Raw genomic sequence first — 14,020 nt, forward strand, 5'->3', positions numbered from 1 at the left:
AGGGGTAAGAATGACAATGAATGAAATTATAAATGAATCGGGCTGATAAGGATGTTGAATATTCATTGGCGGTTGGCAGAGCTGTGGCTGCTGCAGCAAAAAAGAACGTTGTCTGAAGATGAGTTGTCAGATATGAACAGTTGCCTGCAGCTGAACGCTATTTATGCTCGAAAGCTCGCTGCCCAATATAATTTCGGACTTATGGCGAGTATGACAAAGGATTGGGATTGGCTGCATGAGGTGTCTGCAGAAATTGATAAAATAGAAAATTTATACTATTGTGAGAGACCGTCGTTTTTTGAGAAGCAATAGAATGAAGGAGAGAATCATATTAAATTATTATTTGTTTGCAGTCGAAATAAATGGAGAAGCCTCACGGCAGAGACGATCTTTCAAGGCGTGAATGGTCATGAGGTACGGTCAGCAGGTACAGAGGAGCAAGCACGAATAAAGCTGTCTGCGGGTATGCTCGGTTGGGCAGATTTAATATTTGCGATGGAAAAAAAGCATGTGAGACGCATGCAAAATAAATTCAGCGAGGCTCTTACGGACAAGAAAATAATATGCCTCCATATACCGGATGATTATAAGTATATGGAGGAGGATTTAGTAGAGTTATTGCACTCATCTGTCTCAGAATACATTGATCTTGAGAAGTAGATGTATGAATTACCGCAAGGCTCTAGCAGATGGATATGGAGTAAGTCTATTCTTCGATTAACGCTCTAATTCTCTCGGTAATCCCACCCGAAAGCAATCCACCATGATAGCAGACCACGGTCTCGATGTCGTAGGCTAGCAAATTCCTAAGCGATTGTTTGGCTTGTTCAGGATCCGTGCATAACTCTGGCGTTGGCAGGGTCAACTGGTCATTTAAGACGTTCATTGCATCGGCTGCAATTAAGGTTTTGCTAGCTTTATGATAGAGACTAATATGACCAGGTGTATGACCAGGTGTCGAGATCACGATAATCCCTTCACAATCGGACAGCTCTAATTTGTCTTCAATGATCGTATCAACAGGGGCTGATGGCGGCTGCTCCAGTACTTTGCGAAAGGATGCCTTCCATTGTTCTGGTACTTCTGGCGGCAACGCTTTTACGGCTTGCTCGATGGATTCATCTGTAATTTTTAAAGGCCTCTTCTGGCCTTCAATAAATGGTTTTTCTATTTCACTGGCTAGAACCTCTACCTTAAGGGGCACTGCTTTTAATAGATCAGGCAAGCTGCCGATATGATCTATATCGCCATGCGTAATAATGATTTTTGATAGTTGATCAAGAGTTAGTCCCGCTCGTTCCACCTGTTCCTTTATTAGTGGAAGCTGTCCAGGATATCCGGTATCCACTAAAACAACGGAATCATTGTCCCATATCAATACAGGATATATGGTTTCCATACGACCCATCATGACTGCCGAGATAGGCAGCATATTAATTCCTCTTGCAATGTTCATTTTATCCCCCCGTTATTCGGATGAATAGCTCTTCAGCACCGTTGCTAATGCAATGCTGAGTACATATTAGCAGTAGAGAAAAGAGAAGTAAATAGAAAAATTTAATATTATATCACAAAAATAATTATTTGTCAATAGTCAATGTGCAGGGATGTTGATCGAAATAGCATTTCCTTTATTTTTAAAAATATCCATAATTATTTACAACGGATTTCAAGAATGGTAATCTATAAGGAGTTATTTGAGAGGGGAATTTAAACTATATGCCAGCAACTATGTAATGGATATTTAGAAGCAGCGCAATGACTCGTTTTATCAAAGACGGGATTCGTGTGCCCTTTTGACCCATTACAAGTGCTATGCGGGCTTATATAACCTGCGGAGTGCCTATTTGGGGTACTCCGTTTTTTTGTTCTCACCCCATCTAACTATATAGGAGAGTGTTCATAAATGACTCATACCATGACAATAGAAACAGCTTCACTTCGACTAAGAAAATTTACGCTTGAGGATATGGAGAATCTCCATGCGCTAACGAAGCAAAAAGAGATAACTGATATTCTTCCCGATTGGAAGGTCACCTTGGAACAGTTAAATGAATTTCTTCGTTTCGTTATAGCAAGCTATGACAATTATAACGCGGATGATGTACGCATTCTGCTGGCAGTAGAACATAAGGATGATGCGAAGCTGATCGGTTGGTGTGGTGTTTTCCCCAATGATATGCTTGCTCCAGAGGAAAGAGAGCTTGCTTATGCGATTTCAAAGGATTACCGGAATTGCGGGTATACGACAGAAGCAGCAATTGGCATGTTAAACTTTGTCTTTCACACATCCTCTTTGCAACAAATTGTTGCCATTGTAAAGCCGTTCAATATTGCATCGAGAAGGGTCGCTCAGAAGGCAGGGTTTACTAAGCAGCGTCTTGTTACACTGTCTGATGATATGGAATACGACTATTTTGTGATAAAGCGTGAGAGCTTTATGATCAAGGAGATTGAGATTTCGCAAATCGAGCCTTATCTTGATCTATTGGCTGAGATAGAACATGTACAACTAAATAGAAATATTCCAAATCACGAGAACTGGCTTCAAAATCGGATGAGAACGCTCCATGCAAGGGGAGCTGTCTTTTATGTATACGAGGATGCTTTTTATAAGGAACATTCCGGCATCGTGACACTTCTTCATGAGCAAGCACCGGAAGGCATTGAAGCGTTAGGGGCCAGAGGGGAAATTATGCAGATTGGTGTTGCCAAGCAAAGCAGAAGAGCTGGAATAGGTTCGATCTTGCTGAGGCATGCAGAGCAGGCTGCAAGAGCTAGCGGTGTCTACTGTTTATTCATGATGACTTACGGGGAGGACTATGACGTCATCGCTTTCTATGGAAAAAATGGTTTTGTGCCTGTTGCAACGCTGCCAGATGTATATGGTGCAGGTTTGGAAGGGAATGTGTTTCTAAGAAAGGTTTTGCGCTAGCATGCTGATTGTGAGATAGTTAAAAAAATGGCGATAACAGTCCCTATGGGTGCTGCGATCGCCGTTTTTTTTATGAGGATGTTACGAACTCAACTTCGATATGAATAACCTCTGAACGACTCCCAATCCGAATCGGAGGGCCCCATGAGCCGAAGCCTGAGGAAACGATGGCATGAAGATTGCCCTTTTTTAAATAACCCCAATCCAGCTCGAACATTTTTCTTGTAATAAGATGATTTGGCATCATTTGACCCCGATGTGTGTGACCAGATACAGAAATGTCGATTCCGTTTTCTGATGCGTTAGTGAGGTCAGATGGCTGATGGTCAAGCATAATAAGAGGACGAGTTTGATCCAGTGAAGAGACAAGCTCTTGTATGGACTGTCTTTTGTCGGAACCGAAGCCGGCGGATGCTTTATCCTTACGTCCGATAAGATAGAAGCTATCGTTAACTAGAACGGATTCATCCATCAATACATGTATGCCAATCGCTTGCATAGCTTTAATGAATTCTGGAACCTTTCTACCGATATACTCATGATTGCCAGTTACAGCGAACACGCCTAGCGGTGCTTCCAGCTTTCCGAGTACGGCAGACATTTTTTTGCGAATAAAAGGCTCGATATCATCGTCCAATATGTCGCCTGGGAGCAAGATCAGGTCAGGTTTGATTTCTTCCACTTTATTAATCAATCGTGCAAGATGACGATTACCTACAATGTTTCCCAAATGTAGATCTGAGGCCATGGCAATGCGAAGCTTATTCATTCCGCCGGCTTGTTTAGGAACCTGCACGCTGTACGTTCGAATAACAGGACTCCAAGCATTCCATGATCCGCGAATAAGGAGTGCCGCCATCAAGAGGAAAACGATGCTTCCAACACCAATAATATATACGGATTTATCAGCACCAGCTGCTTTTAAGATAAGGGCAATCAAGTCGGAAGGAGGCAAAATAAGTACGGAATATTCCAGCACGGCAAACCAATATGAACCAATTACCTTCATGAATTCACCAAGCGGCCGGATCGGAGAAGAGTAAGCTAATCTTCCTATAATATAAGCAAAAGAAAGGATGCCAATGACAATCGCATAAATGGTTGAGCTGCTCCATCCAAATAAAGTAGATAGGAATACCCAGCCGTTCCAACCAATATAAAAGGAAATGCCGCTGAATACGAGAAGAATAGAGAAGAATATACCAATAAATCTAAAATTCATTCAACAACGCTCCTTGACCCTTAATGTGCTTACGAATAAGCTGAATTAACTATATCACACCGCGTTTAGCACAGCCAAATAGACTGATTTGATAGACTTTTGTATTTGATAAAAGACGTTAAATAGTAGACAATCGCATTAGATAAGAAACATTAAATAGCAGACAATCAAAATAAATAAAGAATGAAGTCTGCTATTTTGTTTATGTACACGAGGTGAATGGACTAAGGTACTGGATTTGGATGATTAGTTTCGTTTGATGAAATTAAATTGAAATGATTTGTTGAACGAGTGAATTAGTTTCAGTATTTGACACTAATCCTTTGTAACAGGTGAGGTTTACTAGCTAATTAGCGCATTAGTTTCAATAATTGCAGCTATTGAACATTATTTTAGCTGAATGTTTGAATTAGTTTCGGAATATGAAATTAGTTGCTGATCAAGTCTCGTCATGCGAGGGTTTTATATTACGTTTCCTCATTTGTTTGCCTCGGCGTAAAAGACATTTTAAGTGTCATGGGCGTGAGCCTAACTGGAGTTCGGTTGGGTGGGCTAGGGGGCGTTGATGTTGGAAGCGTTGCGAAGGATGCAACCCTATGGTATCGTTTCGTCATAGTGAATGATCCGTTTTTATTGCAAAACGAATCTAATGAAATGGAGCGAGTAACCGAATGAAATCGCTTGTACTAGCAGAAAAGCCTAGCGTAGCAAAGGAAATTGCCCGCGTTCTAGGATGTGGACAGAAGCATAAAGGATATATGGAAGGCCCTAAATATGTTGTAACTTGGGCGCTCGGCCATTTAGTGACACTGGCTGAGCCAGAGGATTATAATCCGAAATATAAGACATGGAATTTGGAGGATTTGCCGCTTCTCCCTCCAAAAATGAATTTAAAGATTATGAAAGAAACGTCACAGCAATTCCGTGCAGTTGCACAGCTTTGCAAGCGTCAAGATATTAGTGAGCTCATCATAGCAACCGATGCAGGTCGAGAAGGCGAGCTGGTAGCCCGCTGGATTATGGAGCTCGTTCATTGGCGTAAGCCGTTTAAGCGGCTTTGGATTTCATCTCAGACAGATAAGGCAATTAAGGATGGCTTTAACACGTTGAAGCCAGGTAAGGATTATAACAATCTGTATGCCTCTGCTGTATGCAGGGCTGAAGCGGATTGGCTGATAGGCTTAAATGTCACAAGAGCTTTAACTACGAAATATAATGCTCAGCTCGCTGCGGGTCGGGTGCAGACGCCTACTTTGAATATGATGATGGAACGTGAGGCTGAAATTCAATCCTTTCAATCTCAGCCTTATTGGAATGTAACGGTTGATTTCGGTACTTTTTCCGCGCTTTGGCGTGAACAGGATACCCATGACGGAAGAATTTGGGATCGGACACAAGCAGATTCGGTCATTGCTCGATTGGGAAGCGGCACTGTGAAAGTGGACAAGCTTCGTACGACCGAGAAGACAGAGTCTCATCCGCAAGCCTATGATTTGACCGAGCTTCAGCGGGATGCAAATAAGAAGCTGGGATTTTCAGCAAAGCAAACATCGAATGTGCTTCAAAAGCTTTATGAGCAGCATAAGCTGGTCACGTATCCGCGTACCGATTCCAGATATTTGACGAGCGATATGGTCTCAACGCTAAAAGGTCGCTTGGAGAGCATTGCTGTTGGTCCATATGCCCAGTTAGCGCGTAAGCTGCTGAGGGTGCAGCTGCCAGTCACGAAGAGAATCGTTGATGACAGTAAGGTTTCGGATCACCATGCTATCATTCCTACGGAGCAATATGTTAACTTAGCAGCATTAAGCACGGATGAACGGAAGTTATATGATCTCATTGTCAGACGATTTATTGCACTATTTTATGGGCCATACCGCTATGATGAGACAAGCGTCGTTCTTGCAGTTGGCAAGGATCGTCTCTATGCAAAGGGTAAGATTGAGAAGGATAAGGGCTGGAAGGAAATCTATCAAGCAACGAGCTATTCAACTAGCAGTGATGAGGATGAAGAGGATAGTGAAGGCAGCACCTCTGGGCAAGGTACTGGGGATCGCCAGCCGGCACAGCTGCTACCAGCGCTGACTCTTGGACAAGCTATTCCGATCAAACAGTCAAAGGTGCGAGAACTGCGTACAATGCCTCCATCTCGTTATACAGAAGCAACATTGCTTACTCGAATGGAGAAGCATGGTTTGGGTACCCCTGCAACACGTGCCGATATTATTGAGAAGCTGCTTGGGACGGATACCATTACTCGTTCACAAAATAAACTGATGCCTACTGGAAAAGGTAAGCAGCTGATTGAACTGGTTGTTACCGAGCTGAAGAGCCCTGATTTGACCTCTCGTTGGGAACAGGATTTGGAGCGGATTGCAAAAGGAAAAGGTGATCCGGCTGCTTTCATGCGTAACGTACGCGAGCAGGCATCGAAATGGGTATCTGAGGTCATTAGCGTAACGAAGGAATATAAGCCGCATAACTTAACACATTCCCGCTGCCCTGAGTGCGAGAAGCCTTTGCTTGAAATAAACGGCAAGCGCGGAAAGTCGCTCCTGTGCTCCGATCGTGAATGCGGCTACAGACGTGCAGCAGAACCGGCACTTTCTAATAAGCGCTGTCCACAATGTCGCAAGAAGATGGAAATTCATGATGGCAAAGCAGGGAAATATGCGCAGTGTCGACCATGTAATGTTATTGAAATGCTAGGTGATAAGCAAGGCGGTAAAGTCAATCGCAAGCAGAATGAGAAGCTTATCTCACAGTATAGCGACAATGCTTCTCTATCAAACAGCTTGGCAGATAAGCTGAAAGCAGCGATGGAGAAACAATCAGATAAATAGAATGGCTTCATTTTGACTAATAAAGGCTCCTAACCTCCGTCATTCATCCAAGAGACAGCTATGACTCTGTCATATGCTATGGATAAAGCGATAGGGAAGGGGATAGATAGCGTTGGTTGAACATCAAGGAAGACAGCTTGCAAGCAAATGGGCCAAGACGTCTGTATTGTTGTCGCATCCCTTTATTGCACCGCATATACCTCCTACAAAGCGATTTACGGCAAATCACTTGAGAAGCATGTTGAATACTCATGGGATGGTTGTCGTAAAGCCAGTTGTCGGCGCAGGCGGACATGGTGTGATCAAGGTGACCCGTGAAGCTAGTGGCTATGCATATACTTATTATTCACAGACGAAACGTTTTTCTAATTTTGCAGCGTTAGTAAGTTCGCTGAATAGGAAGCGGAAGCGTCGTGCCTATATTATTCAAAAAGGAATTTATTTGGCAACAGTGGACGGAAGACCGATCGATTATCGAGTAAAGTATGTGAAGGCGGGGAAAGGCTGGGTATACCGAGCAATCGTGGGTCGGATTGCTAAACCTGGTCTGTTTGTAACCAATTTATGCCGTGGAGGCACGTTGGTCACAGCTGCACAAGGTATCAGTCGTTCGTTGTCTCCTAGTCAAGTATCGACGAAGAAGCAAGAAATGCGTAAGCTTACTGTGTTGTCGACAAGTTTACTGGAAAGAAAATTTCCGGGAATCGGGCAGTTAGGATTTGATTACGGAATCGATAGATCAGGTAAAATTTGGATTTTCGAAGTGAACACACGTCCTCAGTAAAGTGAATCTCTGATTCTATTAAATAGATATTTCAGCAAAATAAAGGGCTGTCTCAAAAGGTGATAAAAAGCCTTTTGGGTACAGTCCTTTTAATCGTTAAAGTGCATAATAGTAAATGTCGTTAAAATATTCCATTAATAGATTCATAGATTCTGATTAAAGTTTTTTATAGAAACCTCCAAAGAAATGACTGTGGATAAGTATATCCACATTATCCACGCTGTTATTCCTCATTATTCTACATATATACACACACTGTTAACATAGTATCCACAGTATATTGTGCATAACCGGGACTGTTGTCCTTTGGAATAGTGCCATGCTACTATTAAAAAGAAATAACCAAAGTATGGAAGAAAGGGTGTGTAGTAATGGACCTACTCTCTGACGAATTGCTAGTAGACACTTATTATGCAGCTATTCAATTTGAATTAGAAGCAGAATTTATACTAATGCTTGCAATAGAAATGAAACGCAGATGCGTCAATCCTGAGTTGCATAAAATTACGGCATAATTCTTTATTCCGTAGACGATACCGATATCTCCGTTGTTTGCTTACAGGTTGAACAATATATAACATGCTTGCATGCTGCATCATTTCCCAATTGTGAATAGCTTAAAGGCTGTTCGTCCACGATCTGCTCGTAAGGTGCATAAGGATCTGCGAAGTCTGATAATCTGCCCAAATCACTAACCTTTCCGGAACAAAACAAACAAAGCGCTTCTAAGGCTTGAAATCCGTTGCAAACGGGACAAAACATAAGGGTATCCTCCTTGGCGCACTGCGCATATGTATGCGATAGGTGCATGAATGACCTTCACCAAGAATAGGATACCCTTATGTTTATTTTTTAAAGCTTCATATTGCTGCTGTGACCAGGCGACAGCTTCGCACTTGGATCTATGTAGACCTTCGCGTTGTTTATGGCTGTTGGTGCTTCTCCAAAACCGACGGCGATAAGTTTAAGCTTGCCTGGATAGGTTGTAATATCACCTGCAGCGAAGATGCCTGCAACGTTTGTTTCCATTCTGGTATCTACTACAATCGATCCGCCTTGTATGTCGATGCCCCAATCAGCAATCGGACCAAGTGATGAAATAAAGCCGAAATTAATAATGACAGCATCTACATCTATTTCTGTTGTTTCATTTGTTTTAACGTGGGTTAAGGTTACTTTATGGATGAATTCATCACCGTGAAGAGCGGTGATTTCTGTTGGTGTTATGATATTCACTTTCGAATTCATTAGATTTTCTACGCTATGCTCGTGTGCACGAAATTTGTCGCGGCGATGTATTAGCGTAACGCTCTCCGCTATCGGCTCCAGCATTAGCGCCCAATCCACAGCTGAGTCGCCTCCACCGCTAATGAGTACTTTTTTTCCGCTAAAGCGCTGAAGATCACCAACAAAATAATGAAGATTTTTTTTCTCATACGATGCCGCTTCCGGCAGTTCAAGGCGGCGTGGTTCAAATGCGCCCACTCCTGCTGTAATAATAACGGCTTTAGCATAATGAGAGGCTTTGTCTGTTATGATTTCAAAGAGGTGTTCGTCATGTTTGATAACATTTACGACCTTCTCTTCTAAACATATTTCTGGGTTGAAATGCTGAAGCTGCTCCTTGAGACGATCCACTAGCTCTTGAGCTGTTACTTTTGGAAAACCTGCTACATCATAAATATATTTTTCTGGATAGAGTGCAGCAAGTTGACCTCCCAGCTGCGGCATACTTTCAATGAGTTTAACTGATGCTTGGCGCATTCCGCCGTAGAAAGCAGCGAATAATCCAGTTGGCCCGCCTCCGATAATGATGATATCGACAGGGGTTACGGGTGTTAAAGCATTAGACAGTGCAGCCACCTCCTCTTTATAAAGCGTTTCAAATTCAATTATAAACTTTTGATCATGAAGAAGGAAATATTAATTTGTATAGAGTTCTAAAGAAATTCGTACATTTTGCTCTTGTACTTTGAATGAAAACTATGTAAAATTTCTGATGTATGTAATGCACAGAACAGGTTGCTAAAGTTGGCGAAAACTGTCGGTTTTTAGCAAGTCATTTGGAGCAATTCAGTGATAAGAAACCTTGATTTAGAACACACTGAACGATAATAATAAACATTCGGTTTAGCTTGTGTAATTTTTCACAATAGAATAAGTATAACGAATGCCGCTATCCTTAAGCGGTTCTGCATACGATAAATAGTACGGTATAGGCACAGTGATAAATAAAAATTTGCATGTGCTTATATTTATACAAAGATAAGAGGAATGGATGGGATCATACTATGAGTAACATACCTAAAATTGTTATTCTTGGTGCAGGTTACGGCGGTGTTCTAACTGCGCTTCGCTTGCAAAAAGAATTAAATTACAATGAAGCCGACGTTACGCTTGTAAATAAGCATGACTATCACTACATTACGACACATCTGCATATGCCGGCTGCCGGCACGGACAATCCAGAAAATGCGCGAGTGAGCATTTCCAAATTGATCGATGAATTTAAAATTGATTTCGTTAAATCAACTGTGGTACAAATCCGTCCGCAGGAAAAAAAGGTCATCCTTGAGGACGGCACGTTGTCCTATGATTATTTGGTTATTGGTCTTGGCGGAGAGCCTGAGACATTCGGTATTCCAGGTCTTGGCGAGCATGCTATGAACATCCGCAGCATTAACTCGGTTCGTTTGATCCGTGAACATATAGAATACCAATTTGCCCGTTTCAAGCGCGAGCCTCATCGTACGGATTATTTGACGTTTGTAGTTGGCGGCGCAGGCTTTACAGGTATCGAGTTTGTGGGTGAGCTTTCTGATCGCATCCCTGAGCTTTGCAAGCAATTTGATGTAGATCCGGCTCTTGTGAAAATATATAATATTGAAGCTGCACCATCAGCTCTTCCAGGCTTCGATCCTGAGCTTGTTGAATATGGGATGGAAGTATTGACGAAGAAGGGTGTTACATTCCGTATCGGTACCGCAATTAAAGAATGCTCACCAGAAGGCGTAGTTGTCGGCGAAGGCGAAGAAATCAAATCGGCAACCGTTATTTGGACGGGTGGAATTCGCGGTAATCGTCTTATTGAAGAGGCAGGCTTTGAAACGATGCGTGGACGCGTGAAGGTTGATGAATTCCTTCGTTCCCCAGGCAATGAAAACATCTATGTCGTTGGCGACAATTCATTGATGTTTAATCCGGAAGGCCGTCCGTACCCTCCGACTGCTCAAATTGCTATGCAGCAAGGTGTTGTATGTGCACATAACCTTGTAGCTTCGATTCGCAATCAACCGCTGAAGGGCTTCACATTCAGCAATAAAGGTACAGTAGCATCCCTTGGTAAAGGGGAAGCAATCGGTATTGCTTTTGGCAAAAAGTATAAAGGTCGTAAAGCAGCTTGGTTGAAAAAGTTGATAGATCTTCGTTATCTTTTCATTATCGGCGGGATTACACTCGTTCTTCGTAAAGGGAAATTTCTATAATGAGACATTGCAGCGTACAAGTTCGCGGTTTGCTTACGAGAGATGAGCTTGATCGTTACAATGCTTTGATGGAGGTCGGTTCCTTTCTAGAATCGCAAACGCGTTATGACTTGGCCTATACGGTGCAAAAGGAAGTTGATCTTCTCATTCAACCTGCGATCGAACGGTTGAAGGAGAAGGGTCGTGAGCGCGATAGAGCTACAGAGCGTTATTTGGAAGCAAAACGGCTCGGTCTGGAAGAAGAAGATGATGAGGACGAAGATAAATAACAGTATTAATCATAAAGGCTTTCGCTTGGCAACAGTAAACGGTTGCGCAGCGAAAGCCTTTTATGTAATGATTATGAAAAAAATCAAAGGTGGCATCCATGATTACCAGCAGACAGCAGCGTATTCTAAATCAGCTTATGGAAGCGAATGATTATATTTCATTACACCAGCTTAGCGATCAGTATCAAATTTCTGATCGAACGGTTCGCCTTGATTTGCAGCAAATGGAGGATTGGCTTAGAGAGCATAACGTTCAACTGGAGCGTCATCGTCTCAAAGGTGTAAGATTATCTCAAGATCTTGTGCAAATGGAGATGCTGGAGCAGAAAATGAGTCAGCGGCCTGTTTTTATGGATTCCGATCAACGAATTAATCTTCTGCTCAAATTGCTATTGCAGAAGAGTATGGTTTCCATGGAACAAGTAACCGAAGACTTTGGAATTAGCATCAGTACCTTGTTGGTTGATTTAGCAGTTATAAAGGAATGGGTTATTCAACGCAACTTGAAGTTTAATAAAGCACGCGGTACGATATCGATTTCAGGAAGCGAGCAAGCCAAGCGGAGCGCCTACTTGGAGCTTCTGCGCGCAGAGATTACAGAAGACAAGCTGTTCCGCTATATGTTCAATAGGGTAGAGAAACAGGACTCTTCCGTCTCTTTTTTGAATATGTGGTTTAAGTCAGAAGATATACAGATTATTTTCGCTACGATACAACAGCTTGAAGAAATGTTGGATATGCAGTTTGCAGATGCGGGTTATTCGACGATTACCCTTCATTTGTTAATGGCGATGGAGAGATTGAAGCATCAGCATACGATTGAGATAGATGGAGAATTGCAGAAAGAGCTGGAGAGTACGGAAATATTTCAATTAATAAAAACGAATATCGTACCAGATATGGAGAAGCATTTTGGCGTACAGCTCCCACAATCTGAGATTGGATACATGACTCAGCATGTACTAGGCGCCCAAAAACAAAATGTTCAATCGAAAGATGATGTATTAGTTCAGCTAGCTAACGAGATCATTAAGCGTACGGAAGTGGTGCTTGGTTATCAATTGCAGCTAACAAAACAAGCAGTCAAAGGGTTCTCTATTCATTTGAAGCCTGCCATTTATCGTGCGAAGTTTAATCTTCAATTAAAAAATCCATTGATGAAGCAGCTGGAGCAGCAATATGGGTCTCTGCTTGAAATCTTGGAGAAAGTCGTTAACGATGTTATGGGCAAAATGTCGATTACTTTTGACCGTGATGAGATCGGTTACATTATGCTTCATATAGCAAGCGGTATTGTTCCCCATGTGCTCAATACAAAGAAGAGGGTCACGATTGTTTGCGGCTCGGGTATCGGCACTTCTGCCATTATCAAAAGAAGACTGTCTTATATCTTTCCACAATTAGAGGTGGTCAGAACCTGCTCTTACAAAGACTCTGCTTCTTTAACCTCAGAAGAGACCGATGCGGTGCTTACAACGATAGATATAAGCCATACGATTCCAATTCCTTGGTTAAAGGTTTCTCCCTTGCTGACTGAAGAGGATCAACAGAAAATAGCTAATTTTTGGGGGATTACATCGAAAGAAGACAGAGTAGCGGCGGAAAACATACAGACGGTTAATGATATTATGAAAATAATTGATCGGAATGCTGCTGTTTATAACCGAAGTAAATTACTAGAGGAGTTGCTGCTGCTTCTGCAAGGGGCAAGCATTCAAGGAAGTGAAAGGTCTAATCTATTAAGCGAGCTTCTGCCCGTATCCTCCATATGTCTGCAGCTGGAGCCGACGGACTGGGAATCTGCAGTAAGATTCGGAAGCCGGCTGCTTATTTCAAGAGGCTGTTCCAATATTCGATATGAGCAGAAACTTGTTGATATGATTATATCGAGCAAGCATTCTTTTCTGATTCACCCGGGTGTGTATTTCCCGCATGCCTACATGCCGGATGATGTAACAGAAACCGCATTCAGCTTGGTTACGTTTCGTGAACCGGTGCTGATGGGGCCATCGGAGCATCCAGTATGGCTAATGATTACACTTGCTGCTGTCGATAAAGAACAACATATTACGGCATTAAGTACATTATTGGATGCATTGAATGATTCGAGCTTTGTAAACGATTTAAAAACAGCTTCCAATCCAATAGAAATATGGGAACGCTTGCAAAACAAGGAGGTCCTATGAGAAAAATACTGGTTGCCTGTAACAGCGGACTTGGGACAAGCCTCATGATACGGATAAATTTAGAAGCCATTTTGAAGGAATTGAACTGCAATATTGCAGTTGAGCATACAGATGTGACCTCCTTGCGAGCCTATCATGCGAAATTAATCGTTTGTTCATCCTACATTGTCGATTCCATTGAAGAGCCTGAAAATGTCGAAATCATTGCGCTCAATGATATAATGGACAGGCAATATTTAAAAGGTGAACTGATAAAAAGTATAACTTTCCAGCAGTGGCTAACCGAAATGGAGTAA

General features: G+C 42.2%; 15 protein-coding genes. 11 read left to right on the top strand and 4 right to left on the bottom strand.

Features of this window, described 5'->3' with window-relative positions:
- Positions 1 to 51: 51 nt before the first annotated feature.
- Positions 52 to 312, top strand: a complete 261-nt coding sequence (locus tag AC0YOD_RS20540) for a DUF7667 family protein (protein WP_475801194.1) — start codon at positions 52 to 54, stop codon at positions 310 to 312.
- 18 nt (positions 313 to 330) lie between these two features.
- The gene (locus tag AC0YOD_RS20545; RefSeq protein WP_475801297.1) at positions 331 to 660 is read left to right on the top strand and encodes a low molecular weight protein tyrosine phosphatase family protein; all 330 of its coding nucleotides are present in this window, start codon (positions 331 to 333) and stop codon (positions 658 to 660) included.
- A gap of 46 nt (positions 661 to 706) precedes the next feature.
- On the opposite strand, the gene AC0YOD_RS20550 is transcribed toward AC0YOD_RS20545, so the two are convergent.
- Entirely contained in the window at positions 707 to 1,456 is a 750-nt protein-coding gene (locus AC0YOD_RS20550; protein WP_475801195.1) for an MBL fold metallo-hydrolase, read from the bottom strand.
- Positions 1,457 to 1,906: 450 nt separating this feature from the next.
- On the opposite strand from AC0YOD_RS20550, the gene AC0YOD_RS20555 reads away from it, so the two are divergent.
- Positions 1,907 to 2,935 carry a GNAT family N-acetyltransferase gene (locus AC0YOD_RS20555; RefSeq protein ID WP_475801196.1) on the top strand — a complete coding sequence of 343 codons (1,029 nt, stop codon included), beginning with the start codon at positions 1,907 to 1,909 and terminating at the stop codon, positions 2,933 to 2,935.
- Between the two features lie 70 nt (positions 2,936 to 3,005).
- On the opposite strand, the gene AC0YOD_RS20560 is transcribed toward AC0YOD_RS20555, so the two are convergent.
- Positions 3,006 to 4,157 carry a metallophosphoesterase gene (locus AC0YOD_RS20560; RefSeq protein ID WP_475801197.1) on the bottom strand — a complete coding sequence of 384 codons (1,152 nt, stop codon included), beginning with the start codon at positions 4,155 to 4,157 and terminating at the stop codon, positions 3,006 to 3,008.
- Positions 4,158 to 4,679: 522 nt separating this feature from the next.
- Between AC0YOD_RS20560 and AC0YOD_RS20565 the strand changes: the two genes are divergently transcribed.
- The 4 genes from AC0YOD_RS20565 to sda all read left to right on the top strand — a co-directional run bounded on the left by AC0YOD_RS20565 (position 4,680) and on the right by sda (position 8,299).
- Positions 4,680 to 4,832 (top strand): hypothetical protein, encoded by a 153-nt coding sequence (locus tag AC0YOD_RS20565; RefSeq protein ID WP_475801198.1) that lies wholly within the window; start codon positions 4,680 to 4,682, stop codon positions 4,830 to 4,832.
- Positions 4,829 to 7,000, top strand: a complete 2,172-nt coding sequence (locus tag AC0YOD_RS20570) for a DNA topoisomerase III (protein WP_475801199.1) — start codon at positions 4,829 to 4,831, stop codon at positions 6,998 to 7,000. The genes AC0YOD_RS20565 and AC0YOD_RS20570 overlap by 4 nt, the downstream gene beginning before the upstream one ends.
- Before the next feature lie 112 nt (positions 7,001 to 7,112).
- On the top strand, positions 7,113 to 7,784 hold the full coding sequence (locus tag AC0YOD_RS20575; protein ID WP_475801200.1) for a YheC/YheD family protein: 672 nt from the start codon (positions 7,113 to 7,115) through the stop codon (positions 7,782 to 7,784).
- A 371-nt stretch (positions 7,785 to 8,155) separates the two neighbouring features.
- Positions 8,156 to 8,299, top strand: coding sequence for a sporulation histidine kinase inhibitor Sda (sda, locus tag AC0YOD_RS20580; RefSeq protein ID WP_475801201.1), 144 nt, complete (start codon positions 8,156 to 8,158; stop codon positions 8,297 to 8,299).
- A 4-nt stretch (positions 8,300 to 8,303) separates the two neighbouring features.
- Here the strand turns inward: sda and AC0YOD_RS20585 are convergent, their stop codons facing one another.
- Together AC0YOD_RS20585 and AC0YOD_RS20590 are read right to left on the bottom strand one after the other, a co-directional pair.
- On the bottom strand, positions 8,304 to 8,546 hold the full coding sequence (locus tag AC0YOD_RS20585; RefSeq protein ID WP_475801202.1) for a hypothetical protein: 243 nt from the start codon (positions 8,544 to 8,546) through the stop codon (positions 8,304 to 8,306).
- Positions 8,547 to 8,636: 90 nt separating this feature from the next.
- Complete coding sequence (locus tag AC0YOD_RS20590) at positions 8,637 to 9,638, bottom strand: NAD(P)/FAD-dependent oxidoreductase (RefSeq protein WP_475801298.1); 1,002 nt, start codon at positions 9,636 to 9,638, stop codon at positions 8,637 to 8,639.
- A 437-nt stretch (positions 9,639 to 10,075) separates the two neighbouring features.
- Here AC0YOD_RS20590 and AC0YOD_RS20595 point away from each other — a divergent pair, with 437 nt between their 5' ends.
- The 4 genes from AC0YOD_RS20595 to AC0YOD_RS20610 all read left to right on the top strand — a co-directional run bounded on the left by AC0YOD_RS20595 (position 10,076) and on the right by AC0YOD_RS20610 (position 14,020).
- The gene (locus AC0YOD_RS20595) at positions 10,076 to 11,269 is read left to right on the top strand and encodes an NAD(P)/FAD-dependent oxidoreductase (RefSeq protein WP_475801203.1); all 1,194 of its coding nucleotides are present in this window, start codon (positions 10,076 to 10,078) and stop codon (positions 11,267 to 11,269) included.
- Positions 11,269 to 11,538 carry a hypothetical protein gene (locus tag AC0YOD_RS20600; protein WP_475801204.1) on the top strand — a complete coding sequence of 90 codons (270 nt, stop codon included), beginning with the start codon at positions 11,269 to 11,271 and terminating at the stop codon, positions 11,536 to 11,538. Before AC0YOD_RS20595 ends, AC0YOD_RS20600 begins: the two co-directional genes overlap by 1 nt.
- A 98-nt stretch (positions 11,539 to 11,636) precedes the next feature.
- Positions 11,637 to 13,724 (top strand): BglG family transcription antiterminator, encoded by a 2,088-nt coding sequence (locus tag AC0YOD_RS20605; protein WP_475801205.1) that lies wholly within the window; start codon positions 11,637 to 11,639, stop codon positions 13,722 to 13,724.
- The gene (locus tag AC0YOD_RS20610; RefSeq protein ID WP_475801206.1) at positions 13,721 to 14,020 is read left to right on the top strand and encodes a PTS sugar transporter subunit IIB; all 300 of its coding nucleotides are present in this window, start codon (positions 13,721 to 13,723) and stop codon (positions 14,018 to 14,020) included. Before AC0YOD_RS20605 ends, AC0YOD_RS20610 begins: the two co-directional genes overlap by 4 nt.

Source organism: Paenibacillus sp. J31P13 (assembly GCF_056269295.1).

Coding starts and splice junctions, on each gene's coding strand:
- AC0YOD_RS20610 (WP_475801206.1), top strand. CDS start 13,721: ATGAGAAAAATACTGGTTGCCTGTAACAGCGGACTTGGGACAAGCCTC.
- AC0YOD_RS20605 (WP_475801205.1), top strand. CDS start 11,637: ATGATTACCAGCAGACAGCAGCGTATTCTAAATCAGCTTATGGAAGCG.
- AC0YOD_RS20600 (WP_475801204.1), top strand. CDS start 11,269: ATGAGACATTGCAGCGTACAAGTTCGCGGTTTGCTTACGAGAGATGAG.
- AC0YOD_RS20595 (WP_475801203.1), top strand. CDS start 10,076: ATGAGTAACATACCTAAAATTGTTATTCTTGGTGCAGGTTACGGCGGT.
- AC0YOD_RS20555 (WP_475801196.1), top strand. CDS start 1,907: ATGACTCATACCATGACAATAGAAACAGCTTCACTTCGACTAAGAAAA.
- AC0YOD_RS20540 (WP_475801194.1), top strand. CDS start 52: ATGTTGAATATTCATTGGCGGTTGGCAGAGCTGTGGCTGCTGCAGCAA.
- AC0YOD_RS20560 (WP_475801197.1), bottom strand. CDS start 4,157: ATGAATTTTAGATTTATTGGTATATTCTTCTCTATTCTTCTCGTATTC.
- sda (WP_475801201.1), top strand. CDS start 8,156: ATGGACCTACTCTCTGACGAATTGCTAGTAGACACTTATTATGCAGCT.
- AC0YOD_RS20585 (WP_475801202.1), bottom strand. CDS start 8,546: ATGTTTTGTCCCGTTTGCAACGGATTTCAAGCCTTAGAAGCGCTTTGT.
- AC0YOD_RS20570 (WP_475801199.1), top strand. CDS start 4,829: ATGAAATCGCTTGTACTAGCAGAAAAGCCTAGCGTAGCAAAGGAAATT.
- AC0YOD_RS20550 (WP_475801195.1), bottom strand. CDS start 1,456: ATGAACATTGCAAGAGGAATTAATATGCTGCCTATCTCGGCAGTCATG.